This window comes from Amycolatopsis sp. NPDC049691 (assembly GCF_040675005.1).
Taxonomy (GTDB): domain Bacteria; phylum Actinomycetota; class Actinomycetes; order Mycobacteriales; family Pseudonocardiaceae; genus Amycolatopsis.
The window spans coordinates 105,643-130,013 of record NZ_JBFANX010000013.1 but is presented as its reverse complement, the minus strand read 5'-3'; the positions used below and the strand labels follow the sequence as shown (position 1 = coordinate 130,013).

The following is a 24,371-nucleotide window of genomic DNA, read 5'->3' as shown; positions in this document are numbered from 1 at the left end:
TCCCCGGCTACGGTGATCGCCATGGAACGCCTGCGCGCTCGCCGGATCCTCGTCACCGGTGCCGGTTCCGGCATCGGCCGGGCCACCACCTTCCGCCTGCTGGCGGAGGGTGCCCTGGTCATCGGCACCGACGTCTCCGAAGAAGGGCTGATCGAGACCCAGAAGGCCGCCCCGCGCGGCGGCCTGACGACGTACGTGATGGACGTGGCCGACGAGTCCTCGGTGCACTCCGGGGTGGCTTCGGCGGTCGACGCGCTGGGCGGGCTCGACGCGGTGGTCAACGCGGCGGGCATCCTGCTGGCGTCGCACACGCACGAGACGTCGCTGGAGCTGTGGAACCGGGTGCTGGCGGTGAACCTGACGGGCACGTTCCTGGTGACGCGGGCCGCGCTGCCGGCGTTGCTGGCGTCGTCGGCAGGGGTGGTGGTCAACTTCAGTTCGACGTCGGCGTCGTTCGCGCACCCGTACATGGCGGCGTACTGCGCGAGCAAGGGCGGGATCCAGGCGTTCACGCACGCGCTGGCGCTGGAGTACGGCAAGCAGGGCCTGCGCGCGGTGAGCATCGCGCCGGGGAGCGTGAAGAGCGGGATCACGGACTCGGCGGCGAGCTGGCTGCCGCAGAACGTGGATTTCTCGCTGTTCGGGCGGTTGCTGCCGATCCTGCCGACGGACCACACGACGGAGGTGGGCAACGCGGTGGCGGGCCCGGAGACGGTGGCGGGAGTGGTGGCGATGCTGGTATCGGAGGACGGGAAGTTCATCACGGGCACGGAAATCCGCATCGACGGCGGTACGCACACCTAGGTCGCCGCGGCGTACCTCGCCGACAGAACGCGCAGCCGTTCCGCCAGTTCCGGAGGTGACTCCACCTCGAACGCCACATCCAGCATCCCCACCACGAACGCCACGATGTCCCAAGAATCCGACGCCAGCTCCAGCCGGCAGCTCCCCGAGTCGATCGGAGTCACCTCGCCCTCCACCCGCCCTTCGACCTCCGACGCCGGTGCGGACACCCGCAGCACCGCCCGCAACGGCCACATCTCCCGGCCCATCGTCCGGGTCAGGTACGCCGTCAGATCGCCGTCCGGGGGTGGGCGGTGGGTGAACCGGGGACCGTTCGGGGTCCGCAACGACAGCCGGTCCGCTCGGAACGTTCGCCAGTCCGCACGCCCCACGTCCCAGCCGACCACGTACCACCGCCGGCCCCACGACACCAGGCGGTGCGGCTCCACGAAACGGCGGGACGAACCGCCGAAATGGTCCACGTAGTCGAAGCGCAACGTCGAGGCGTCGCGGATCGCCGCCGACACCGCCGTCAGCACCGACGGGTCCACAGTGGACCCCCGGACCGGGAGCGCCAGCGTGCTCGCCTCCAACGCCGCCACCCGGTGGCGCAGCCGGGGCGGCAGCACTCGCGACAGCTTGCTCAGCGCCCGCTGCGCCGCCTCCGAACCCGACGTCCGCAAGCCGAGCGTGACCGCGACCGCTTCGTCGTCGTCCAGCAGCAGCGGGGGCAGCTGCGCTCCCGCGCCGAGGCGGTACCCGCCGATCGGGCCCATCGCCGCCGCCACCGGGTAACCCAGCTCGCGCAGGCGCTCGACGTCGCGGCGGATCGTCCGGGTCGTCACGGCCAGCCGCTCGGCCAGCTCCGTTCCGGACCACTCGCGCGGCAGCTGCAACATGGCGAGCAGCCGCAGCAGCCGGCCGGGGGTTTCACGCATGGCCCAAGACTGCCAGACATCTAGGACCGATCCTGTCCTAGAAAGACGGAAGCGTGGCCCCCATGGATCCCTTCCGCATCGCCATCCCGCAGGCCGACCTCGACGAGCTGCACCACCGGCTCGCGCGCACCCGGTGGCCGGGCGAACTGCCCGGCGCCGGCTGGGACTACGGCGTCAGCGAGCCCTACCTCGCCGAGCTCGTCGACTACTGGCAGACGGGCTACGACTGGCGCGCGCACGAAGCCCGCCTCAACGCCTTCCCGCAGTTCACCACCACCATCGACGGCCAGCGCGTGCACTTCCTGCACGTCCGCTCCCCCGAACCGGACGCCACGCCGCTGATCCTCACGCACGGCTGGCCGAGCACCGTCGCCGACTTCGCCGGCATAGCGGGCCCGCTCACCGACCCTCGCGCCCACGGCGGCGACCCGGCCGACGCCTTCCACGTCGTCGCGCCCTCCGTCCCCGGCTTCGCCTTCTCCGGTCCGACGACCGACCGCGGCTGGAACACCCGCCGGACGGCCCGGGCGTGGGCCGAGCTGATGCGCCGGCTCGGCTACGCGCGCTACGGCGCGCAGGGCGGCGACTTCGGCAGCATCGTCTCGCCCGAGCTGGGCCGGACCGCGCCCGAGGCGGTGCTCGGCGTGCACGTCAACGCCGTCGCCAACGCCGGGGTCCCGACCGCGCCCGGTGACCTCGACCGGCTGTCCGAAGAGGACCGGAAGCGGGCGGAGGAGAACAAGGCCTGGTGGTACGGCCATTCCGGCTACGCCACCCAGATGGCCACCCGGCCGCAGACGCTCGCCTACGCGCTCAACGACTCCCCCGCCGGCCAGCTGGCCTGGAACCTCGAGTGGTTCGTCGACTGGGACCCGACGGCGACGACCCAGACGCCGGTGGACCGCGACGCGATCCTGACGAACGTGACGATCTTCTGGCTCACCGGCACCGCCGGCTCGGCCGCGCGCCTCTACCTGGAGGCGGGCCAGGACGGCTGGGGCGAGCGGCCGGCGCCGTCGGGTGTGCCGACGGCGGTGGCGAACTTCCGCGGCGACCACGCGATCCGCGGCCTCGCGGCGTTGTCGAACACGATCACGCGCTGGACGGAGTACGACACCGGCGGGCACTTCGCGTCCCTGCAGGCACCCGAAGTCCTGGTCGAGGACATCCGGGAGTTCTTCCGCGGTCGCTAGGCCGCGGCGCCGTCGAGCAGCGGCCGCAGCTCCTCGACCACCGTGTCGAGCGGGGCGACGTCCTGGTGCGCCCGCGCCAGGACGATCGCGCCCTCCAGCGCGCTGAGCATCAGCACCGCCAGTGACGTGCTGCGGGGCGCGGGCACCCCGAGTTCCCGCAGCGCCGAAGCGACCGGGCGCTGCCAGCCCTCGAACGCCTTGCCGACGGCTTCGCGCAGGCTCTCGCTGGTCGCCGCGGTGTCGGCGACCGTCGCGACCAGCGGGCAGCCCCCGTCGAACCCCTGCGCGGTGAACTCGTCGCGCCACTGCGCGGCCATCGCTTCGAAGAGCTTGCCCGGCGTCGGGTCCTCGATCTTCGCGGCGATGCGCGCGACGCGCCGGGCCGCGTAGTCCCCCGCCCACGCGACCGCTTCGGCGATCAGCTGGTCCTTACCGCCCGGGAAGTAGTGCTGCAGGGAGCCCCGCGGCGCCTCGGCGTGCGCGACCACGTCCCGCATGCCGGTCGCCCCGACGCCGTGGATCCGCACCAGCTGCGCGGCGCTCAGCACCATCCGCTCGCGGGGTGTCCGCGTCATCCGCCGCCTCCTTCATGACGTCCGTCATGGTAGCCCAGTCCGGGACCACGAGGGCGAAGTCCCGCTCGCCTCGTTCGTACGACGGCACTGGCCGGAACCCCTGGCGCAGCAGCAAAGCCTCGGCGCCGGCGTTGTCGGCGCGCACCGTGGCCCGCACGGTCCAGCCGGGCCACCGCCCGGACGCCCAGAGCCACCGGGTGAGCGCGCTGCCGATCCCCTGCCGCTGCCAGGGATCGGCGACGAGGATCCCGATCTCGGCCTCGCCCGGGTTCTCCGCGACGAAGTTGAGCAGCCCCACGGGCACGCCGTCCCGGCTCGCCAGCAGCGCGGGCGTCCCGGCGAGCAGGAAGCGCCCGTAGCGCCGGAAGACCTCGGCGGGCACCGCCGGGCCGCCCATCAGGAACCGCAGCCGGAGGCTCTCCGGCGAGCAGGCCGCGACGAGCGCGGCGACGCGGCCCCGGTCCGCCGGGTGGTCACCCAGCTCCCGGATCTCTATGACAGCTGTCATGACTCCATGAGAGCACAGTGCGACGCGAAGCACACTATGACCGCCGTCATAATCCGGCCGGACGCGGCGATCCGGAACCTGGTACGAAGGGCTGGATCTGGGAAGACGTCCCGGAGACCGGAGGGAGGAAAACCACTCCCCTCCATGTTTAACGTATAGCGCACCCCCGGGCTTGCGGCAAGACCCCCGTTGTGCCGCACAATTCTCAGCCGTTGCCACAACCTGCGCAAATGCGGGTGATCCAAGGGGGTCTTTTTGTTCGACGTGATCATCGCCGGCGGCGGGCCGACCGGCGTGATGCTGGCGGCGGAGCTGCGGCTGCACGGCGTCGGCGTGCTGGTGCTCGAGCGGGACGCGGAGCCGACGAAGGTCGTCCGCTCACTCGGCCTGCACGCGCGCAGCATCGAGGTGATGGACCAGCGGGGGCTGCTGGAGCGGTTCCTGGAGCTGGGCACGAAGTACCCGGTCGGGGGTTTCTTCGCCGGTATTCCGAAGCCGTCGCCGGACAAGCTGGACACGGCCCACGGGTACACGCTCGGCATCCACCAGCCGGTCATCGACCGCCTGCTGACCGAGCACGCGCTCGAGCTGGGTGCCGAGATCCGGCGCGGCCACGAGGTGACCGGGCTGAGCCAGGACGACGACGGCGTGACAGTGGAGCTGGCCGGCGGCACGCGGGAGCGGGGGCGGTTCCTCGTCGGCTGCGACGGCGGCCGCAGCACCGTCCGCAAGCTGCTCGGCGTCGGGTTCCCCGGTGAGCCGAGCCGGAACGACACGCTGCTCGGCGAGGTGGAGGTCGGCGTCTCGCGGGAGGAGATCGACACCGCGAACATCGAGGTCCGCAAGACCGAGAAGCGGTTCGGGTTCATGCCGGTGGAAGGCGGCACGTACCGGGTCGGCGTCCCCGCCGGGGACGTCGCCGAGGACCGCCGGACCCCGCCGACTCTGGCCGAGTTGAAGGAGCAGCTGGTCAAGACCGCCGGGACCGACTTCGGGGTCCACTCGCCGCGCTGGCTCTCGCGCTTCGGCGACGCGACCCGGCAGGCGGAGCGCTACCGGGTGGGCCGGGTGCTGCTGGCGGGCGACGCGGCGCACGTCCACCCGCCGGTCGGCGGGCAGGGGCTCAACCTGGGCGTCCAGGACGCGTTCAACCTGGGCTGGAAGCTGGCGGCCGAGGTGAACGGGTGGGCGCCGGAGGGGCTGCTGGACACCTACGAAGCCGAGCGGCACCCGGTGGCCGAAGAGGTGCTCAACAACACCCGCGCCCAGATGGAGCTGCTCCTGCTCGAACCCGGCCCGCGGGCCGTCCGGCGGCTGCTGACCGAGCTGATGGACTTCGAGGAGGTCAACCGGTACCTCACCGAGAAGATCATCGCGGTGAACATCCGCTACGACTTCGGCGAAGGACCCGCGCTGCTGGGCCGGCGGCTGCGGGACGTCGAACTGAAGCAGGGCCGGCTCTACGGGCTGATGCACGCCGGCCGCGGGCTGCTGCTCGACCAGACCGGCCGGCTTTCGGCGGCGGGCTGGGCGGACCGCGTCGACCACGTCGTCGACGTCAGCGAGGAACTGGACGTGCCGGCGGTGCTGCTGCGCCCGGACGGCCACGTCGTCTGGGCCGGCGACGACGAGGACCGGCTGCCGGCCGCGCTGCGGAAGTGGTTCGGCACGCCCACCGCCTGAAAGCCGTCGCGGGACAACGAAGAGGGAATGTGACACAGGGGTACGAAGAAGAACTGCGGTCCGAACGCGACCACGTCGCCGGGCTGTACGCGCGGCTCGACGCCGAGCGCGCGCGGGTCAAGGCCGAGTACGAGGCCGCCCTGGGCGGCACCGGCGCCGGCGCCATGGAACGGGACGTCAGCGTCCGCGCGCTCGGCCGGCAGGTGAAGCGGCTGGACGTCGTCGACAACGGGCTCTGCTTCGGGCGGCTGGACGCCGTCTCGGGCGAGCGGACCTACATCGGGCGCGTCGGCTTGTTCGACGAGGACGACGAGTACCGGCCGGTGCTGCTCGACTGGCGGGCGCCCGCGGCACGCCCGTTCTACACCGCCACCGGCGCGAACCCGGAGGGCATGCGCCGACGCCGCCAGTTCCACACGCGCGGGCGCCGGGTCCTCGGCTTCACCGACGAGGACCTCGGCCGCCCCGGCGGGGACGCGCAAGGGGACGCGGCGCTGCTCGCGGCGGTCAACGCGCCGCGCGGCGAGGGCATGCGCGACATCGTCGCGACGATCCAGGCCGAGCAGGACGAGATCATCCGGCTCGACCACCCGGGCGTGCTGGTGATCGAGGGCGGCCCGGGCACCGGCAAGACGGTCGTGGCACTGCACCGCGTCGCGTACCTGCTGTACACGCAGCGGGAGCGGATGGAACGCCACGGCGCGCTCGTCGTCGGGCCGAACCCGGCGTTCCTGAACCACATCGGCCGCGTCCTGCCGTCGCTGGGCGAGACCGACGTCGTGTTCACGACCACCGGCGACCTCGTCCCCGGCCTGCACGTCACCGCCGAGGACACCCCGGAAGCCGCGCGGCTCAAGGGTTCCCTGGAGATCCTCGACCTGCTGAAGGCGGCGGTCGCCGACCGGCAGCGGCTGCCGGCGGAACCGGTGCCGATCGTGCTCAAGGACGTCACCGTGCGGATCGACGCCGAGACCGCGGAGTGGGCCCGGCAGGAGGCGCGCGACAGCGGGCTGCCGCACAACGAGGCCCGGGCGGTGTTCACCGACATCGTCACGTACGTGCTCACCGAACGCGCGATCGGCCGGATCGGCCGCGGCTGGCTCAGCCGCGACGACAAGGACGAGTGGGAGAGCATGCGGAAGGGGCTGCTGCAGGACCTGGCCGGCGACGCGAAGTTCGTCGCGGCGATCGACGCGCTGTGGCCGATCCTGACGCCGGAAGAGCTGCTGTCCTCGTGGTACACCTCGGCCCCCGCGGATTCGCCGCTGTTCCGCGCCCAGGGCGACGCCTGGACGGTGCCGGACGTCCCGCTGCTCGACGAGCTGGTCGACCTGCTGGGCCGGGACAAGACGGCGGAGAAGACGGCCGCCGCGGCCGAGGCGCGACGGCGGCGGGCCGAGGCCGAATACGCCGAGGGCGTCTTCCAGACGATGAAGCTCGACCGCGAGGAGATGGACGAGGACGTCATGCTGTCGGCCGAAAACCTCCTCTACGCCGAGGACCTGGCCGAGCGGTTCGTCGAGGCCGACACGCGCACGCTGGTCGAGCGGGCGTCCGCGGACCGGGACTGGACGTACCGGCACGTCGTCGTCGACGAGGCCCAGGAACTGTCCGAAATGGACTGGCGGGTGCTGATGCGGCGGTGCCCCGGCCGGTCGTTCACGGTGGTGGGCGACCTGGCCCAGCGCCGTTCGGCGGCGGGCGCGCGGTCGTGGGGCGCGATGCTGGCGCCGTACGTGGCCGACCGCTGGGTGTACCGGTCGCTGACGGTCAACTACCGCACGCCGGCGGAGATCATGGCGGTCGCGGCGGCGGTGCTGGCGGACTTCGCGCCCGACGTGCGGCCGCCGGAGTCGGTCCGCGCCTGCGGGGTGCCGCCGTGGTCCCGGCGGGTGACCGCGGACGAGCTGCCCTCGGCGATCGAGGAGTTCGTCCGCGAGGAGGCCGGGCGTCCCGGGACGAGCGTGGTGATCGGGCCGCCGGGGGTGCCGGGCGCGGTGCTCGCGTCGGAGACGAAGGGCCTGGAGTTCGACGCGGTGCTGGTGGTGGAACCGGCGGCGATCCTGGCCGACAGCGCGGCGGACCTGTACGTGGCGTTGACCCGCGCGACGCAACGGCTGGGGGTGCTGCACGAAGGGCCGCTGCCCGCGGCGCTGAGCGGGCTCGCGGAGGTGGTGCGGAGCTAGCCACGGTTCGGTGGCGGGGAGCGCGGGTACGTTGCCCGCGCCCGCGCTCCCCCACGCGAAAGGCGTTCCGATGCAGTTCTACGCCGAACGGCCGATCCGCCGCACCGCCCAGCTCGTCAGCGACCTGCTCGCCCTGCTGCTCGTGATCTTCGCGGTCTGGCTGGGGACGTCGGTGCACGACGAGGTGCTGAAGCTGCGCGCCCCCGGTGACGGGCTCGTCGACGCGGGCACCGGGCTGCGGGGGACGTTCGATTCGGCGGCGGGCTCGGCGGGCGGGCTCCCGCTCGTCGGCGACGCGCTGGCGAAGGCCCTGCACGGCGGTTCGGATGCCGGCACCAAGCTGGTGAACGCGGGCCACTGGCAGATCGAAGCCGTGGAGAGCCTCGCGTGGTGGCTGGCGGCGATCGTCATCGCGCTGCCGGTGGTGACGCTGGCGGCGACGTGGCTGCCGCTGCGCTGGCAGTTCACGCGCCGCGCGTCGGCGGCCGCCCGGTTGCGCGCGCTCGGGGACGAGGGACTGGACCTGCTGGCGCTGCGGGCGTTGACGACCCAGCCGCCGCGGCGGCTGGCGGCGGTCGGCGAGGTCGCGACGGGGTGGCGGGAGCGGGACCGGGACGTCATCGCCCAGCTGGCCGGCCACGAACTGGCCCGCCACGGCCTGGTGCCCTGAGCCGCCGAGCCGACGTTCTCAGCGCCGACGTTCTCAGCGCGGGCCCTGGCGGCGGCCGACCGAGCGGCCGATGAAGAACCCCAGCAGCAGCCCCACGACCAGGCCGATCGCGATGAAGAAGATCACCGTCGCCGCGGCGATCTTGCCCACGGTACCCAGGAAGCCCTTCGCCTCGAACTCCCCGACCGTCGCCAGCGTCTGCGCGAGAACGTAGTGCGTCATGATCACCAGGATGGCAGGCCGCCGGGCCGGGCGCACGATGGCGAAGGTCCCCTCACCGGGGCTCAGGACGCCGGTGAGGGGACCTCCGTTCCCCGTGGACGCGGGCGTTGCTCAGCCCACGGAGGGGCCCATCCCGAGCGACTGCGGGGTGCTCGCGTCGGGCGACGGCTGGTGCAGCCCTTCGTCAAGGGGCCCGAACTCCGTCATCAGCGCCGGGCTGCCGCCCCACGGGGTCTGCTCCTCGGCGATCAGCGAGTTCGTCGTCAGCAGCAGGCCCGCCACCGACGCCCCGTTCTGCACCGCCGACCGGCACACCCGCAGCGGGTCGACCACGCCGAGCGCGATCATGTCGCCGTAGCGGTCGTGCAGGGCGTCGAAGCCCTCGTCGTCGCCCAGCTCCCTGGTCCGCGCGACGATCTCGTGGGCGGGGTGGCCCGCGTTGTGCGCGATGAGGAACGCCGGTTCGGCCAAGGCGCGCCGGACGATCTCGACGCCGATCGCCTGATCACCTTCCAAGCCGAGGCCTTCCAGCGCTTTCTCCGCGTGCAGGAGCGCCGCTCCCCCGCCGGCCACGATGCCCTCGGCCATCGCCGCCCGGGTCGCCGACAGCGCGTCCTCGACCCGGTGCTGCAGTTCCTTCAGCTCCGCCGGCGTGGCCGCGCCGACGCGCACCACCGCGACCTTGCCGGTCAGCGCGCCGATCCGCTCGGTCAGGACGTCCTCGTCGACGCCGAACTGCGCGCGCTCCAGCTCGGCTCGCAGCTGGCCCACCCGGAACTCCACCGCGTCCGACGATCCCGCGCCGCCGACGATCGTCGTGCGGTTCTCGGTGACCCGGACCTGCTTGGCCCGGCCGAGGTGCTCCAGGGTCATCGTCTCCATCGTGAACCCGGACTGCCGCGAGAGCACCGCGCCGCCGACGATCGCGGCGAGGTCCTCCAGCTTGTGCAGCCGCCGGTCGCCGAAGCCGGGCGCGCGGACCGCGACCGACTGGAACGTGCCGTTCATGTGGTTGTGCACCAGCATGGACAGCGCCGTGCCCTCGACCGTCTCGCCGATCACCACGAGCGGCCGGGGCGCGCGCATCACCTTGTCCAGCAACGGCATCAGCTGCTGCACCTTGGTGATCTTCTCCGCGCACATCAGGATGTAGGGGTCGTCGAGCACCGCCTCCAGCCGGCCCGGGTCGGTGACCAGGTACGGCGAGAGGTAGCCGTTGTCGAACTCGAACCCTTCGACGAACTCGACGCTCATCCCGATCGACGGCGACTCTTCGACCGTCACCACGCCGCCGTCGCCGACGGTGTGCAGGGCCTTGGCGATGACCGCGCCGACGGCGTCGTCGTCGTTGGCGGAGATCGCCGCCACCCGCGCGTAGTCCTGTTCGGACACGACCGGGTGCGCCTGCTTTTCCAGGTGGGCCACCAGCAGCCCGACGGCGTGGTCGATGCCGCGCTTGACCAGCACCGGGTTCCCGCCGGCGGAGATCGCCCGCATGCCTTCGCGGACGATCGCCTGGGCGAGCACGGTGGCGGTGGTGGTGCCGTCGCCGACGACGTCGTTGGTCTTGATCGCCGCTTCCTTGACCAGCTGCGCGCCCATGTTCTCGAACTGGTTCTTCAGGTGGATCTCGCGCGCGATGGTGACCCCGTCGTTGGTGACCACCGGCGAGCCGGTGATCTTCTCGATGATCACGTTGCGGCCCTTCGGGCCCAACGTGGACTTGACCGCTTCGGCCAGCTTGTCCACACCCGCCAGCAGCAGGTCGCGGGCGTCCGAGCCGAACCGCAGTTCCTTCGCCATGTTCGCTGCTCCTAGGGGGTGAGGATGGCCCGACCGCGCACGCGACCGGCATCGAGGTCGGCCAGTGCGTCGAGAGCCGCGTCCAGCGGGTACTTCTTCGTGTGGAGCGTGACCTTCCCGGCCTGGGCCAGCACCATCAGCTCGGCCAGGTCGTTGTAGGTGCCGACCAGGTTGCCGATGACGTTGCGCTCGGTGGAGATGATGTCGATCGTCGGGATGTCGATGTTGCTGCCGTAGCCGATCACGAAGTGCGACCCGGCGCGCCGGGTCATCGCGAACGCGTCCTGCTGGGCGCCCTGCTCGGCGACGAAGTCGAGCACGACCTCCGCGCCGTCGCCGCCGGTCAGGTCGAGCACCGCGTCGACCTGCTTGCCGTCGGCCAGCACGGTCTCGTCGGCGCCGAGGGTGGCCGCCAGTTCGAGGGCGTCGGCGTTGCGGTCGACCACGATCACGCGGGTCGCGGTCAGCGCCTTCAGCGACTGGATGCCGATGTGCCCGAGGCCGCCGGCGCCGTTGACGACGCAGGTGGTGCCCGGGTACAGGTGCGGGACGGCCTTGCGCACCGCGTGGTAGGCGGTGATGCCCGCGTCGGCCAACGCGGCCACGTCGGACGGCTGGGTCGCCGGGTCGAGCTTGATGCACGCCCGCGCCGACGTCAGCAGGTACTCCGCCATCCCGCCGTCGGAGTCGATGCCCGGGAAGCTGCCGTTCGGGCAGTGCATGTCGTCGCCCGCGCGGCAGGCGTGGCACAGCCCGCACGTCGGCGTCGGGTGCAGGATGACCGTGTCGCCGACCGCCACGTTGGACACCGCGGGGCCGACCTCGTGCACCCAGCCGGCGTTCTCGTGCCCGATCGTGTACGGCAGCGCGACACCGGACTTCTCGGCCCACTGCTCCTCGATGATGTGCAGGTCGGTGCGGCACACGCCGGCGCCGCCGATCTTGACCACGACGTCGAAGGGCCCGGTGGCGCGCGGCTCCGGCACCTCTTCGATCACCGGTTGCTCGTGGTACTTCTGCAGCCGCACGGCCTTCATCCCGTGCCCTCCTCGTCTTCGGTCAGCGCGTACCGCGCGCGCAGCATGCCGCGGCACACGCCGGAGTTGGCCTCCATGCTCGTGCGGGTCAGCCGGGCGAAGGCCAGGTGGCGCTTCGCGTCGGCCGGGTCCACCGCCCGCCCGGTGGCCGGGTCGAGCAGCAGCGGGTCGCCGTCCTCGGCGGGCAGGCCCAGCTCACGGCGCCGGGCGCGGAGCCGGTCGAGGTCCGGGCTCGGCGGGGCGTCGCCGAGCGTCAGTGCTCGCGGGTCCCGGCCGAGGGACCGGCAGACGCGGTCGGTGCCGGCCAGGACGGCCTTGCGGACGAAGTCGTACCGCAGCGTGTCCAGCTCGTCGGCGGCCTCGCCCTCGAACGACGCGACGAACCCCTGCCGCGCCGCGACCCCGCGGTTGATGACGTCGGCCGCGAAGTGGTCCTCCAGCTTGATGTCGAGCCCGGTCAGGCCCGGCACGCCGGCCACGGCGTCGTAGGCGTCGGCCACCATCAGGAACGCGAAGTTGGGCGCGCAGAAGTACGTCGGCAGCCGCAGCCGGATGACGGCGTGGCCCTCGTCGTCCACCTCGCAGCGGGCGACGAACCCGAGGTCGGTGAGGGGTTCGTCCAGTTCCGGATCGCGGACGGTGCCCAGCGCCGCCCACACGGCGGCGCGGGCACCGAGCACCAGGGTGGTCATGAGTTCGGCACGCCGACCGGCTCGACCGACTTCGGGTCCGCGAGCTTCAGCTCCGCCGGCACGTCGATGTCGTAGAGCCGCGCGGCGTTCAGCCCGAGGATCTTCTTCTTCTGGTCGACCGTCAGCGGCGCGAAGTCCGACAGCTCCTCGTCACCCGGCATGTTCCAGTCGACGAAGCCCTCGACCTGCCACTTGGGCTCCCAGATGGCGTAGTCCGCCCCGAAGATCAGCTTGTCCTCGCCGAGCCAGAACATCAGCTCGCCCATGACCTTCGCGAAGAACTTCGGCCGGGCGTGCATCAGCCCGCCGACCACGACGGCCAGCCCCGCGTAGACGTTGCGCTCCTGGGTGGCCATGAAGCAGAAGTCCTCGATGCGCGGCAGGCCGACGTGCTCGACGATGAAGTTGAGGCCCTGGAAGTTCGTCGCCACGTGGTCCACATCGGACACGTCGAAGGCGTCCTTGTCGAGGGGCCAGATCGTCGGTCCCTTGTGGATGTGGATGTTCTTGACGCCGAGTTCCTCGCACTTCTCCAGGTAGCGCGCGGCTTCCGGGTCCTTCAGGCTCCAGCCGCGGGAGTCCCCGCGCCACTCGGCCGTGTAGAGCTTGACGCCCTTGCAGCCGTACCGCTTGACCCGGTCCTCGAACGCCTTCATGCCCTCGTCGCCTTCACGCGGGTCGAAGGTCGTGTTCACGAGGAACCTGCCCGGGTGCTTCTCGGCCAGGGCGGCGTCGGCCTCGGTCGTGTTGAACCCGTTCTTGTACCACTGCCGCAGGTTGGTCGGCTGGAAGATGGCCGTGTCGACGTGCCCGACCTCGAACAGGTCGTGCATCATCAGCTCCTCGGAGTACTTCTGGAACCGGTCGATCGGCCAGTGGGTCTCCTTCGGGCCGAGCCCCTGGTAGGCGTGGAAGCACTCGATCCAGCCCTTGGCGTATTCCTCCTGCCCCGGCACCCAGTTGTCCGGGCTCGCGTCCCAGAAGTGGGTGTGGGCGTCCACCACGAAATACTTTTCGCCGTCTTTTTCGTACATCGCTGATCCTTCCTGAGCGGATCGAGTGCTTCCGTGCTGGGGTTACTTGAGCGGCTTGAGGTCGAAGTCGAGGTACTCGGCCGCGTCCTCGGGGTTGGCGAACATGATCGTGCGGTCGTCCTCGTGGATCATCCGCCCGTAGTGGGTGGACATGCTCTCCTCGAACTCCGCCGCGTTGAACCAGCCTTCTTCCTCGCCGGCGGCTTCGTCGACCTCGGCGTAGACGACGTCCATGCGGCCGACCGCGTCGACCCGGATCATCGACGGCAGCGGCGTGATGGTGACGTTGTCCTTCGCCCCCATCACCTCCGCGACGATCGCGCCGACCTGGTTGTTCATCAGGGTGAAACCGCACATGTTGGACGCGGTGTTGTCCGCCTTGAACGGGCTTTCCGCGGTTTTGAAGACAGTCACTGGCCCAGCTCCTCGGGTGCCTTGAGGCCCAATTCGGACAGGATTCCGGCGAACCGGCTCTTCACGCGGTCGAGGCCGTCCTCGAACCGGATCGGCTTGGCGTCGGGCTGCGACCACAGCGGCTGCAGCGCCCGGGCGGCGGCGATGCTCCTCGGCACCCAGTCCTGGAGCCACTTCTGCAGCAGCCCGCGGTTGTGGTCGGCGAACTCCTTGTCGTTGATCAGCAGGTCGAACAGCGGCTTCGTGTAGCGGAGGTCGCGTTCGGAGAAGTCGAACTCCTCCGCGCCGATCAGCGTCGGGGTGACGAAGTCGCCGTTGGCCGGCGCGGCCTGCTGCACCAGGTTGCTGCGGAACAGCTCGCCGACGAGCGGCTCGAAGACGATGTTGGCGGCGAAGATCGCCTCGCCCCAGTCCCAGATCCCGGTCAGCTGCTCGGCGGTCTCCCGCACGCCCTGCCAGGCCGGGTCCTCGTTCCAGGTCGAGAGGTGGGCGGTGCCGTCGAAGCCCTCGATCTCCTCGGTCAGCGTCAGGTTGTACAGCGCCAGGTCCTGGGCCGCGCGGATCCGGTGCATGCTGTTCACCGAGATCGCGTTGTTGTGCATGTTCGTCGGGGCCCGGCGGTTGGCGTTGGCGAACAAGTACAGGCCGAGCCCGTGGTCGACGTGCATCCACGCCCCGACGTGCTTGGCCACGAAGTCGACCCAGTTGCGGTTCCACTGCTCGAACGCCTTGGCCTGGCGCGCGGCGTCGATGTTCTGGTTGAGCTGGCGCACGACGTTCGCGTTGTACCGGTAGAGGGTGAGCTCCCACTCCTCGTTGGGGTCGCGGAACTCGTGCCAGCCGTGGGCCGGCCAGTCGTAGCCCTTGCCGCCGGAGCCCGGGCCGCGCTCGGGCAGCGGCCGGTCGGAGCCCCACGCCTTCAGCGCGGTCCACTCCAGCGGGTAGCCGCCCTTGCCGTCGGCGAAGGCGTAGAGCCAGCCCTGCGACAGGTAGTGCCGCGGGTCGGGCTGCACCTCGACGGTCACGTCTTCGTAGTGGCTCTGCTTGCGCTTGGCCGGGGTGAAGTAGTTGTACTGGCGGGCGGTGGAGTCGGGGAAGACCTTCGCGCCCGCTTCCGCGTCGGTGAACGTCGGCTTCGGTACGCTGCGTTCTTGGGTGGCTGTCATGGGTTTCCTTACCCTTCGCCCGTGGTGGTGAACTTGTCGTAGAAGACGCGCTTGCCGGCGACGCCGAGCGCGGGCAGCAGTTCCAGCGCGGCTTCCACCATCGGCGGCGGCCCGCACACGTAGGCGTCGGCACCGGTCAGGTCGAGGCCGGCCCGGCGCAGGACGTCGGTGATCAGGCCGGTCTCGCCGTCCCAGCCGTCGTCACCCGGCTCGGAAAGCGCTGGTACGTAACGGAAGTTCGGCAGTTTCTCCTCGAGCGCCCGCAGTTCCGCCTCGAAGCAGAGGTCGTGGCGGCGGCGGGCGCCGTAGTAGAAGACCGCCTTCCGGTCGAGGCCGCGCTCGGCCATGGACCGCAGCAGTGCCAGGATGGGCGCCATCCCGGCACCGCCGCCGACGAAGACGAGGTCGGCCCCGGGGTTGTCCCGGAGGGTGAACACCCCGAACGGGCCGGTCACCCGGAGCCGGTCCCCGACCGCGACCCGCGTGTCGAGGAACCGGGAGAACAGCCCGTCGGGGTAGATCTTGATGACGAACTCCAGGAGCCCGTCGCGCGCGGAGGTGTTGGCCATCGAGAACGACCGCGTCTCTTCGGTGCCCGGGATCGCGAAGTCCAGGTACTGCCCGGGGAAGAACTTCAGTTCGCCGTCGAGCCGCACCACCAGGTGCCGGAGGTCGTGCGTGACGTTCTCGTTCGAGACGACCTCGACGGTCGCCTCCTGGATCGGCAGCCCGGACTGGATCATCTCCTCGTCGTAGTTGAGCAGCTCGATCGTGAGGTCCTCGTAGGTGTGGGCCCGGCACAGCAGCGTGAAGCCTTCCTCCTTTTCGTAGTCGGGAAGCGCGAAGGTCGAATAGCGGTCGTGTTCGACGTCGTCGCCGTCGAGGAGGAACGACTTGCACGCCGCGCACTGCCCTTCCTTGCAGCCGTGCATGAGCATGACGCCCTGCTCGGCGGCGGCACGCAGGATCGTGGTGTCCTCGTCGACGTCGATTTCGATCCCGACCGGCTCGAACCGGACGCGGTGCTTTTCCGCCATGCCAGGCCCTTCCCGTCTCGTCAGGCCGTCTGCGGTGCCGGGCGCCCGGCGGGGCCCTGGCGGTTGTAGTCGGCCACGAAGGCGGCGCGCTGCTCGTCGGTCATCTGGTTCAGCAGCACGTTCGGCGACTGCACCTCGGGCATCCGGCGCAGGTGGTCGAGCGTCCACATCTTCTTCGGGTCCAGGTTCAGGTGCGGCTGCGCGACCATGGTCTTGCCGTCGTCGCGGACGAAGCCCATGTCGGAGACGACGTCGGCCCAGTTCCAGCCGTGGTAGAGCGTCTCCCACTCGCGGGCGCCGACCAGCTGGCCCATGTTCGGGGTGTTGCGGCCCTGGTAGGTGGGCCGGAACGCCTCGGCGTCGGTCCAGCGGCAGGTCTCCGAGCAGTACGTCCGGTGCTGGCCGTCGACCTGGTCGACCACCATGTCCTCGCGGATGAGGCACGGCACCATGCAGGTCCAGCAGCGGTGCGGGTACACGTAGTCGACGTCTTCGGCGACGATCGGGTGGTGCCCGTTCGGCGTCGCGAGGCGGGCGTAGTTCTCCCACCACTTGCCGTACTTGTCGTACCAGCCCGGGTACTTGTACTCGAACCACTCGAAGTCCTCGTCGGTCATCGGGTCGATCCGCCAGTAGTTGGCGAGCCACCCGGTGGCGAAGAACTGCGCGACCTCGTGGACGTAGCCCTTGTTCCAGATCCGGTTCCAGGCTTCTTCGATGAGGTCGTGCGGGATGACCAGCCCGTACTTCTCCAGCGGGACCAGGTAGGAGCGGTAGTAGTCGTCGTAGATCCAGCGGCGCCACATTTCCGCGTAGCTCTCGCGGTCCTTGCGGCGGTCCTTGGTGCCGTACTCGATGAACGTGCCGATCGCGGCGTCGACGACGGCGTGGTTGTTCCACCACGCGTACCGCAGGTCGCGTTCGAGCAGCTGGTGGTTGCTTTCGTCGGACAACGCCATCAGCAGCGTCGCGTAGCCGTTGCTGATGTGGCGGGACTCGTCGGACTGCACCGAGTGGAAGACGGTGGGCAGCAGGTAGTCGCCGTTCGCGGCGGCCTCGGCAGGCATGGCGACGAACAGCGTGTTCGTGAACGCCGTTTCGGCGACGATCGTGAGGTAGATGCTCGCCGCGGTGATGGCGTCCCCGGTGATGAAGCCTTCGGCGAACTGGCGGCCGATCGTGCCGCAGTAGTCGTTCTGGAAGTTGCGCAGGCTCGAGTTGAAGCCCGCCGGGTCGATGTAGTTCTGCATGTACAGGCGCTTGAGGTTCTGCTGGATCGTCGAGTGGCGGACCTCGTCGATCATCTGGATCGCCTGGCCGTTGTGCAGTTCCGGGTTCGGGACCGTGCGGAACAGCAGCGGCATCGCCCGCGCGGCCGAGATCTCCGGCAGCGGGATGATCGACAGGAACAGCTTCTGCCACTCCAGCCAGCGTTCCTGGACCTGGCGGAACATGTTGCCGCGGATCGCGCCGTCCTCGGCGCCGTAGACCCGGTGGTCCTTCTCCTCCTGCATCGGGAAGTACGAGCGGAGGACCTGCTTCAACGGGTCCTTCTTCTTGGCCTTCTGGAACGTGTAGTCGGTCCCGTAGTGCGAAACCGGGGTGTGGTACGCCGGCTCCCACGACAGTTCCTGGATCTTCTGGTGGGCTTTCGCCACACTCTGGCGACTCATGGATCAACTCCTTGTCGGTCGCTCGCCGTCGGGGCGGACGTCCTGCGTTGACCATTGAAGGGGCGCCCGAGAGTGACGCGGGTCTCAATCTGAGACAGAACCGCTGCTCAGGGCGTTTCGTCCGGCCCGAGCATCCGGGCGCGCAGCTCGGCGAGCTCGCTGTGGACGCTCGTGCGCACGCGCGCGTCGCCCTCGACGGTCGGGGTGATCCCGAGCGCGCGCAGCAGCGCCGCGGCCGGCTCCCCGGGGTGGCCCTCCTCGCCGAACGTCGGGTGCAGCCCCTGTTCGGCCAGGTGGGTGAAGACCAGGTTGACGATCGTCCACGGGTTGTACGTTTCGGCGGCCATGGCTCCATCGCACTGCCGCCGCGGCCCGCGGACCGTCTCAATTTGAGACACCGCCGTGCGCGCGTCGCGCCTACGCTGAACGGGCGGCACAACGGGTGTGCCCGCACCCACGTGGGCCGCGGGAAGCTGGAGGTCACGTGGACGAGATGGCGCCCGGAACCCTGCTCGCCGACGACGAGCTCGCCCGCACCCGGGTGCGTTTCCTGACGGCCGAACCGGTGCCGCCCGGCACGGTCCGGCAGACGATCCTGGCCTCGTGGCGGCGCTCGCGGGAGTTCCGGGTGGAAGCCGACCGGATCGACCCGCGCTACTTCGGCGACCAGAACCTCGACATCCCGCTCATGCGCGGCGCCGAGCCGGTGCTGCACAAGCTGGGCGAGCAGTTCGACGGCCAGCCCATCAGCCTGATCCTCACCGACGCCAGCGGCGTCGTGCTCACCCAGCGGACCGGCGACGCCGACCTCAAGCGGCACCTCGAACGCGTCGAGCTGGTGCCCGGGTTCAGCTACGGCGAGCAGTCCGTCGGGACCAACGGCATCGGCACCGCGCTCGAGGACGGCCGCGCGACCACGGTGTTCGGGCACGAGCACTACGCCGAGCACCTGGAGAACCTGGCCTGCGCGGGCGTGCCGATCCACCACCCGATCTCCGGCAAGAAGATCGGCGCCGTCGACCTCACCTGCTGGTACAAGGACGCCGGCGGGCTGCTGATCGCGCTGGCCCGCTCCACGGCCGAGCAGATCCGGCAGGCTCTGCTGCGCCACAGCGACCTGCGGGAGATGATCCTCTTCCAGGCCTACCTGCAGACCTGCCGCCGCTGGACGGGCATCGTCCTGGCGTTCAACGAGGACATCGTGATGATGAACGACCGGGCGCGGCAGCTGCTCGACCCGGCCGACCAGTCGGTGCTGCTGGGCCACGGCACCGCCGCGCTCACCGACGGGCGCCGGACGTCGGCGACGCTCGCGCTCTCCAGCGGCCTGCGCGTGCGCGTCTTCTGCCGCCGCGTCCCGGGCCAGCGGGAGACCGACACCGCGGGCGGTGTGCTGTCGGTGAAGCTGATCGAGGCCGAAGAAGCACTGGCGGTGCCGTCGACGCCGATGCTGCCGATGTACCTGCCGGGTGTCGTGGGGTCGGCGCCGCTGTGGCTGCGCTGCGGGCACGAGCTCGACACCGGTTACCAGCGCGACGAGTGGGTGGCGCTGGAAGGCGAGGCCGGCACCGGGAAGCTGACCCTGGTGAAGGGCCTGCACCAGCGCCACCACCCGGCGGCGCGGTTGCTGACCGTGGACGCGGCGGCGGGCGTGGACTGGGCCGCGCTGCTGCGCGAGCACGCCGAAGCCCCGATCCGCACGCTGGTCGTCCGCCACGCCGACCGGTTGCCGGCGCCGGCGGCGAACGCGCTGGCCACGACGTTGCGGGAGCTGCGCGAACGGGCCGACGCGCCGTGGGTGGTGCTCACGCTCGTGCCCGAGGCCGAGACGAAGCCGGCGCTGGCCGAGCTGCTGAAGTCGTTCCCGCGGACGGTGCGGGTGCCGCCGTTGCGCCACCACGTCGAGGACCTGGCGGAGCTGGTCCCGCTGGTGCTGAGCAAGCTCGGCTACGGCGGGCGGCTGACGTGCTCGGCAGCCGCGTTGCACCTGCTGATGCGGGCGGAGTGGCCGGGCAACACCGGGCAGCTCTACCAGGTGCTGCGCGCGGTGGCCCAGCGCCGCCGGGCGGGCACCATCCGCCCGGGCGACCTCCCGGCGGAGTTCCACACCGTCGGGCGGCGGCCGCTGAACCGGTTCGAGTCGATCGAGCGCGACGCGATCGTGAAGTGCCTGGAAGACGCCGACGGCAACAAGGTACGGGCGGCGAAACTGCTGGGCATCTCCCGGGCGACGATCTACCGCAAGATCCACGAGTACGGGATCGTGCCGCCGACCCGGTAGGTTGGCCGGGTGACCTGGCCGCCTCCCCCGCTCGCCACCGAACGGCTCGTGCTGCGCGAGTCCGAAGCCCGCGACCGGCCGGCGTACGTCGAGCTGTTCGCCTCGCCGGAGGTGGGCACCTACATCGGCGGCTCCCGGCCCCGCGCCGAGGTCGAGAGCACGGTGCCCGAAGTGCCGGGCCGGCGGTTCGGGTCGTTCGTGGTGGACCTCGACGGGACGATGATCGGCATGGTCACCCTCGACTCCGGTGCGGACGGGGAAACCGAGCTCGGCTACCTGTTCCTGCCTTCGGCGTGGGGACACGGGTACGCGGCCGAGGCGTGCGCTGCGGCGCTGGCCTGGTTCGCGTCCGCGCGGCCCGGCGAACCGGTGGCGCTGCGCACCCAAACCGCCAACGTCGCCTCGATGCGGCTCGCGGCGAAGCTGGGGTTCACCGAGGTGATGCGGTACCACGACTACGGCGCCGAGCAGTGGCTCGGCCGGTGGTCGCCGGACCGCTGATCACCGCGCCGCCAGCTCCGCCAGCCGGTAAGCCAGCTTCGCGCGCATCGGCGGCAGCGAGAACACCGCCTTCAGCACCGTGTTGCGCAGCAGCCGCGCCGGGCGGGGGCGCAGGGTCGCCATCCGCGTCATCCGGTCGGTGAACGCCACCACCTCCGTCGCCACCGGACGGCGCGTCGCTTCGTAGGTGTCCAGCAGCGCTTCCGGCTCGCCGGCGGCCACGCGGGCCAGCAGCCCGCCGAGCGCGACCGCGTCCTGGATGCCGGTGTTCATGCCCTGGCCGCCCGCCGGGCTGTGCACGTGCGCCGCGTCGCCCGCCAGCAGCACGCGGCCCGCGCGGTAGTGGTCGGCCACCCGGTGGTGGACGCGGAAGCGCGAGCTCCACACCACTTCGGTGACCCGCGACCGCCCGCCTTCCGGGCCCCGCGCGTCCACAATGGACTGGATGTCCGCGGTGCCGGGGTGCTCCGGCGCCTCGGCGACCGTCGCGACCACGCGGTAGTGGTCGTCGCCGTCGGGCAGCGGCGCCACCACCGTCACGCCTTCCGGCGACAGGTGGAGGCTGACCTCCGCGCGGTCCAGCGGCCAGCTCATCCGGACGTCGGCCAGCACGAACGACTCGGCGTAGGTCGAGCCGGTGAACCCGATGCCCGCCTGCTCGCGCACGGTGCTGTGCATGCCGTCGGCGCCGACGACGTACTTCGCGCGCACGGTGCCGCCGGTCGTCGTCACCGTGACGCCCGTGTCGTCCCCGGCGACCGCGGTGACCTCGTACGGGCGGTGCACGTCGCCGCCTGCTTCGCGCAGCCGCGCGAGCAGCACCGCCTCGGTCCGGTCCTGCGGCACCATCAGCGTGTACGGGTAAGCGGTCGGCAGCCCGCCGAACGGCACCTTGGCCAGCACCGCCGCACCGTCGCGGACGGTGAACGTCGGCACGACGACACCCAGCTCCTTCAGCCGTTCCGTGACACCGAGCTCGGCCAGCACCTCCAGGGTCCGGGCGTGCACCACGCAGGCCCGCGAGGTGTTCGCGCCCTCGGCCTGGCGGTCGAGCAGCACGAAGTCCACGCCGGCCTCGGCCAGGACGATCGCGGTGGCGAGCCCGGCGGGGCCGGCGCCGGCGATCAGCACATCGGTGCGGGCGGGCAGGTTCATGACGACCTCCGAAGTTTGCCAACAACTGTTGGCATCGACGGTAGGCGTCGCCCCGCTGGCTTGTCAACAAGTGTTGGCCTACACTTGTTGACATGACCGAGCCACGTCGATCCGACGCCACCCGGGCGGCCATCCTCGACGCCGCCCGCCGCCGGTTCGCCGCCGACGGCTTCCGCCGCGCGACGATCCGCTCGATCGCGGCCGACGCGGACATCGACCCGTCGATGGTGATGCGCTACTACGGCAGCAAGGACGGCCTGTTCGCGGCGGCCGTGGACGTCGAGCTCGACCTCCCGGACCTGGCCGCGGCCGACCCCGGCACCGTCGGCGCGCTGCTGACCCGGCAGTTCCTCGCCCTGTGGGAGCGGCCGCCGACCGACGAGATCCTGCTGACGCTGCTGCGCACGGCGGTCGCCGACGACGCCGTGGTGGAGAAGATGCGCGAGGTGTTCTCCCGCCAGGTCACCCCCGCGGTCCTGCGGTTCGGCGACCCGGCCGACGCTCCCCGGCGCGCCGGGCTGGTGGTGAGCCAGCTGCTCGGCCTGGCGCTGACGCGCTACGTCCTGCGCCTGCCGCCGGTGGTCGCGCTGACCCCGGACGAGGTCGTCGACGAGATCGGCCCGACCGTCCAGCGCTACCTGGCGCGGTCCTAGCCGGCCGGCGGCGGGAAGGCGCCGCGCTCGTCGTGGACCTCCCGGCCGGTCAAGGGCGGGTCGAACACGCAGACCGCGCGGAACTCCGTGTGCGTGCGGAGGGTGTGCCGCTGGTGGGCGTCGGCGAGGTACAGCACGCCGGGTTCGAGGGGGTGCACCGCGCCCGTCTCGTGGTCGGTCACTTCGCCCCGGCCCTCGAGGACGTAGACGGCTTCGACGTGGTTGGCGTACCACATCTCGAGCTCCGCACCCGCCCGCACGACCGTGTCGTTCACCGAAAAGCCGGCCCGGTCCGCCGCCAGCACCAGGCGGCGGCTGGTCCACTCCGGTCCGGTGACCTCGCGTTCGGTGCCGATGACGTCCTTCAACGCATGGATGATCATGGCTCGATCCTCGGTGCCGGCCCGCGTCCGCGGAAGCGGCGTGACCGCCCCGGACCGCTAAGATCGCGCCATGCCGTCCGCGTCCCCCGGCAGCCGCCACACCATCGCGGTGCCGGCCTTCGACGGGATCGCTTCCTTCGAGCTCGGCACGGTGGTCGAGGTGTTCGGGGGGACCGGCACCGGGCCCCGGTACGACCTGCGGGTCTGCTCGCCGTCGCATGAGGACGTCGTGGCGGGCGCCGACACCGTGGTGGTCGTCGCCGTGCCGGATGTCCGGGCCGAAGCACCGGCCGGGCTGGTGGCCGCGCTGCGGGAAGCCCACGGGCGCGGCGCCCGGATCGTCTCGATCTGCTCCGGTGTCTTCGCGCTCGCCGCGGCCGGGCTGCTGGACGGCCGTGAAGCCACGACGCACTGGCAATACACGGAACTGCTGCGGGAGCGGTATCCGCGCGTCCGCGTCCGGCCCGACGTGCTGTACGTGGACGGCGGCGACGTCGTCACCGGCGCGGGCAACGCCGCCGCGCTCGACCTGTGCCTGCACCTGCTGCGCCGGGACCACGGTGCCCGCGTCGCCGGTGCCGTGGCCCGGCACCTCCTCGGCCCGCCGCACCGGGAGGGCGGCCAGGCCCAGGTCGTGGCGGCCGCCGTCGGCGAACGTCCCGGCGGCGACGGGGTGTCGCGCGCGATGACCTGGGCACTGGCGCACCTCGCCGAGCCGATCACCGTCGCCGGCCTGGCCGCCCGGGCCCACCTGGCGCCACGCACCTTCCTGCGGCACTTCCGCCGCCGGACCGGCACCAGCCCGCTGCGCTGGGTCGTCGTCCAGCGGATCACGGCCAGCCTGCCGCTGCTCGAGCAAGGAGCCCTCTCGGTCGAGCAGGTCGGCGCGGCCGTCGGCCTGGACCGCCCCGCGACCTTCCGGCACCACTTCACGCGGGTCATGGGGACGTCGCCGTCGGCCTACCGCCGCACGTTCCGCACTCCCTGAGTCACTTCGGCGGGTTCACCGCCGCGGCGACGTCGGCGATGGTCTGCGGGTCGACCAGCCCGGTGTCCTCCAGGACGTTCATGTGGTCGAGGACGGTCTGGTTCGCCTGCGTCGCGTGCCGCCGGATCACGTCGTTCTGCGTGCCCGCGCGGACTTCGGCGATGGTCGCGAAGATCTTGCCGTGCGAGGCGCGCAGCAGGTTGACGAACAGCTTGTCGAACTGGAGGCCCTGTGCGGCGGTCAGCTGGCGGACCCAGCCCTGCTGCTCGGCGCTCGCCTGGTCGGGCAGCGGCACGCCGAGCAGCTTCGCGTCCTCGCGGACGAGCTGGTCCAGGTGCGAGTGCCCGTCGAGCAGGTGCAGCCCGGCGCGCTTCACGGCGTCGCTGCTGGCGTGCGTCTGGGCGAGGGTGCCCGCGGGCATCTCCCACAGCCCGGCCTGGCGGACCTTCACCAGGAACGTCTTGTCCAGCTCGGTGACCGGTCCGGCGCCGGCGACGTCGGCCGCGGCTTGGGCGGCCGAGCCCGGCCGCATCCCGGCCATGTCGTGCCCGTACGCCGGGACCTGCGCCTGCGTCGACCCGGGTGCGCTCTGGGCGCTCGCTTTCAGCACCAGGACCGAGCCCACGGCGACCACGGCGAGCGTGGCCACGACGACCAGCACGGTCCGAGCCCTGGCCTTGGCCGTCATGCCACGGTGATCCGGCATCGTTCCTCCTTCTGGCGACAACTGCCTGCACGGGGTAACACGGCTCCCGGCGCGCAGGGGTTCAACCGATTTCTCTTGTGCCACAAGGAT

The 24,371-nt window shown here is 71.4% G+C and carries 25 protein-coding genes; 9 read left to right on the top strand and 16 right to left on the bottom strand.

Going from position 1 to position 24,371, the window contains the following annotated elements; all coding sequences use genetic code 11:
* The first annotated feature begins 21 nt into the window (after positions 1–21).
* Positions 22–804: an SDR family oxidoreductase gene (locus AB0J40_RS27975; RefSeq protein ID WP_364458139.1), complete on the top strand. Its 783-nt coding sequence runs from the start codon at positions 22–24 to the stop codon at positions 802–804.
* Here the strand turns inward: AB0J40_RS27975 and AB0J40_RS27970 are convergent.
* On the bottom strand, positions 801–1,721 hold the full coding sequence (locus tag AB0J40_RS27970) for a YafY family protein (RefSeq protein ID WP_364458136.1): 921 nt from the start codon (positions 1,719–1,721) through the stop codon (positions 801–803). The two genes, AB0J40_RS27975 and AB0J40_RS27970, sit on opposite strands and share 4 nt — an antisense overlap.
* 62 nt (positions 1,722–1,783) lie before the next feature.
* Here AB0J40_RS27970 and AB0J40_RS27965 point away from each other — a divergent pair, with 62 nt between their 5' ends.
* Positions 1,784–2,914 carry an epoxide hydrolase family protein gene (locus AB0J40_RS27965; protein ID WP_364458133.1) on the top strand — a complete coding sequence of 377 codons (1,131 nt, stop codon included), beginning with the start codon at positions 1,784–1,786 and terminating at the stop codon, positions 2,912–2,914.
* On the opposite strand, the gene AB0J40_RS27960 is transcribed toward AB0J40_RS27965, so the two are convergent.
* Entirely contained in the window at positions 2,911–3,402 is a 492-nt protein-coding gene (locus AB0J40_RS27960) for a TetR family transcriptional regulator C-terminal domain-containing protein (protein WP_364458512.1), read from the bottom strand. The genes AB0J40_RS27965 and AB0J40_RS27960 overlap by 4 nt on opposite strands.
* Positions 3,344–3,997, bottom strand: a complete 654-nt coding sequence (locus AB0J40_RS27955) for a GNAT family N-acetyltransferase (RefSeq protein WP_364458130.1) — start codon at positions 3,995–3,997, stop codon at positions 3,344–3,346. Before AB0J40_RS27955 ends, AB0J40_RS27960 begins: the two co-directional genes overlap by 59 nt.
* Positions 3,998–4,252: 255 nt before the next feature.
* Here AB0J40_RS27955 and rox point away from each other — a divergent pair, with 255 nt between their 5' ends.
* The 3 genes from rox to AB0J40_RS27940 all read left to right on the top strand — a co-directional run bounded on the left by rox (position 4,253) and on the right by AB0J40_RS27940 (position 8,536).
* Positions 4,253–5,680: a rifampin monooxygenase gene (gene rox, locus AB0J40_RS27950; RefSeq protein WP_364458127.1), complete on the top strand. Its 1,428-nt coding sequence runs from the start codon at positions 4,253–4,255 to the stop codon at positions 5,678–5,680.
* A 29-nt stretch (positions 5,681–5,709) separates the two neighbouring features.
* A complete protein-coding gene (gene helR, locus AB0J40_RS27945) occupies positions 5,710–7,866 on the top strand; it encodes an RNA polymerase recycling motor ATPase HelR (RefSeq protein ID WP_364458124.1) in 2,157 nt (718 codons plus the stop codon).
* Between the two features lie 70 nt (positions 7,867–7,936).
* The gene (locus AB0J40_RS27940; RefSeq protein ID WP_364458121.1) at positions 7,937–8,536 is read left to right on the top strand and encodes a hypothetical protein; all 600 of its coding nucleotides are present in this window, start codon (positions 7,937–7,939) and stop codon (positions 8,534–8,536) included.
* A 33-nt stretch (positions 8,537–8,569) separates the two neighbouring features.
* Here the strand turns inward: AB0J40_RS27940 and AB0J40_RS27935 are convergent, their stop codons facing one another.
* The 10 genes from AB0J40_RS27935 to AB0J40_RS27890 form a co-directional block, all read right to left on the bottom strand.
* Positions 8,570–8,758: a hypothetical protein gene (locus AB0J40_RS27935; protein WP_257920466.1), complete on the bottom strand. Its 189-nt coding sequence runs from the start codon at positions 8,756–8,758 to the stop codon at positions 8,570–8,572.
* Between the two features lie 111 nt (positions 8,759–8,869).
* Entirely contained in the window at positions 8,870–10,561 is a 1,692-nt protein-coding gene (gene groL / locus AB0J40_RS27930) for a chaperonin GroEL (protein ID WP_364458118.1), read from the bottom strand.
* Between the two features lie 11 nt (positions 10,562–10,572).
* On the bottom strand, positions 10,573–11,598 hold the full coding sequence (locus tag AB0J40_RS27925) for an NAD(P)-dependent alcohol dehydrogenase (protein WP_364458115.1): 1,026 nt from the start codon (positions 11,596–11,598) through the stop codon (positions 10,573–10,575).
* Positions 11,595–12,290, bottom strand: coding sequence for an iron-sulfur cluster assembly protein (locus tag AB0J40_RS27920; RefSeq protein WP_364458112.1), 696 nt, complete (start codon positions 12,288–12,290; stop codon positions 11,595–11,597). The genes AB0J40_RS27925 and AB0J40_RS27920 overlap by 4 nt, the downstream gene beginning before the upstream one ends.
* Positions 12,287–13,324, bottom strand: a complete 1,038-nt coding sequence (locus tag AB0J40_RS27915; protein WP_364458109.1) for an amidohydrolase family protein — start codon at positions 13,322–13,324, stop codon at positions 12,287–12,289. Before AB0J40_RS27915 ends, AB0J40_RS27920 begins: the two co-directional genes overlap by 4 nt.
* A gap of 42 nt (positions 13,325–13,366) precedes the next feature.
* Positions 13,367–13,738, bottom strand: a complete 372-nt coding sequence (gene mimD, locus AB0J40_RS27910) for a propane 2-monooxygenase effector subunit MimD (protein WP_364458106.1) — start codon at positions 13,736–13,738, stop codon at positions 13,367–13,369.
* A complete protein-coding gene (locus AB0J40_RS27905; protein WP_364458103.1) occupies positions 13,735–14,904 on the bottom strand; it encodes a toluene hydroxylase in 1,170 nt (389 codons plus the stop codon). Before AB0J40_RS27905 ends, mimD begins: the two co-directional genes overlap by 4 nt.
* A gap of 8 nt (positions 14,905–14,912) precedes the next feature.
* Positions 14,913–15,941, bottom strand: a complete 1,029-nt coding sequence (locus AB0J40_RS27900) for a 2Fe-2S iron-sulfur cluster binding domain-containing protein (RefSeq protein ID WP_364458100.1) — start codon at positions 15,939–15,941, stop codon at positions 14,913–14,915.
* A 20-nt stretch (positions 15,942–15,961) separates the two neighbouring features.
* Positions 15,962–17,614 (bottom strand): methane monooxygenase, encoded by a 1,653-nt coding sequence (locus AB0J40_RS27895; RefSeq protein WP_125315353.1) that lies wholly within the window; start codon positions 17,612–17,614, stop codon positions 15,962–15,964.
* Positions 17,615–17,721: 107 nt separating this feature from the next.
* Positions 17,722–17,961: a hypothetical protein gene (locus AB0J40_RS27890; RefSeq protein ID WP_364458097.1), complete on the bottom strand. Its 240-nt coding sequence runs from the start codon at positions 17,959–17,961 to the stop codon at positions 17,722–17,724.
* 137 nt (positions 17,962–18,098) lie between these two features.
* Here AB0J40_RS27890 and AB0J40_RS27885 point away from each other — a divergent pair, with 137 nt between their 5' ends.
* Positions 18,099–19,895 carry a helix-turn-helix domain-containing protein gene (locus AB0J40_RS27885; RefSeq protein WP_364458094.1) on the top strand — a complete coding sequence of 599 codons (1,797 nt, stop codon included), beginning with the start codon at positions 18,099–18,101 and terminating at the stop codon, positions 19,893–19,895.
* 9 nt (positions 19,896–19,904) lie between these two features.
* A complete protein-coding gene (locus AB0J40_RS27880) occupies positions 19,905–20,396 on the top strand; it encodes a GNAT family N-acetyltransferase (RefSeq protein ID WP_364458091.1) in 492 nt (163 codons plus the stop codon).
* On the opposite strand, the gene AB0J40_RS27875 is transcribed toward AB0J40_RS27880, so the two are convergent.
* Positions 20,397–21,551, bottom strand: coding sequence for an FAD-dependent monooxygenase (locus tag AB0J40_RS27875; RefSeq protein ID WP_364458088.1), 1,155 nt, complete (start codon positions 21,549–21,551; stop codon positions 20,397–20,399). It lies immediately after the preceding gene.
* Between the two features lie 92 nt (positions 21,552–21,643).
* On the opposite strand from AB0J40_RS27875, the gene AB0J40_RS27870 reads away from it, so the two are divergent.
* Positions 21,644–22,204 carry a TetR family transcriptional regulator gene (locus tag AB0J40_RS27870; RefSeq protein ID WP_364458085.1) on the top strand — a complete coding sequence of 187 codons (561 nt, stop codon included), beginning with the start codon at positions 21,644–21,646 and terminating at the stop codon, positions 22,202–22,204.
* On the opposite strand, the gene AB0J40_RS27865 is transcribed toward AB0J40_RS27870, so the two are convergent.
* Complete coding sequence (locus AB0J40_RS27865; RefSeq protein ID WP_364458082.1) at positions 22,201–22,587, bottom strand: ectoine synthase; 387 nt, start codon at positions 22,585–22,587, stop codon at positions 22,201–22,203. The genes AB0J40_RS27870 and AB0J40_RS27865 overlap by 4 nt on opposite strands.
* Before the next feature lie 70 nt (positions 22,588–22,657).
* Here AB0J40_RS27865 and AB0J40_RS27860 point away from each other — a divergent pair, with 70 nt between their 5' ends.
* Positions 22,658–23,575 carry a helix-turn-helix domain-containing protein gene (locus AB0J40_RS27860; RefSeq protein WP_364458079.1) on the top strand — a complete coding sequence of 306 codons (918 nt, stop codon included), beginning with the start codon at positions 22,658–22,660 and terminating at the stop codon, positions 23,573–23,575.
* A 1-nt stretch (position 23,576) separates the two neighbouring features.
* Here the strand turns inward: AB0J40_RS27860 and AB0J40_RS27855 are convergent, their stop codons facing one another.
* Positions 23,577–24,281: a DUF4142 domain-containing protein gene (locus tag AB0J40_RS27855; RefSeq protein WP_364458076.1), complete on the bottom strand. Its 705-nt coding sequence runs from the start codon at positions 24,279–24,281 to the stop codon at positions 23,577–23,579.
* Between the last annotated feature and the right edge of the window lie 90 nt (positions 24,282–24,371).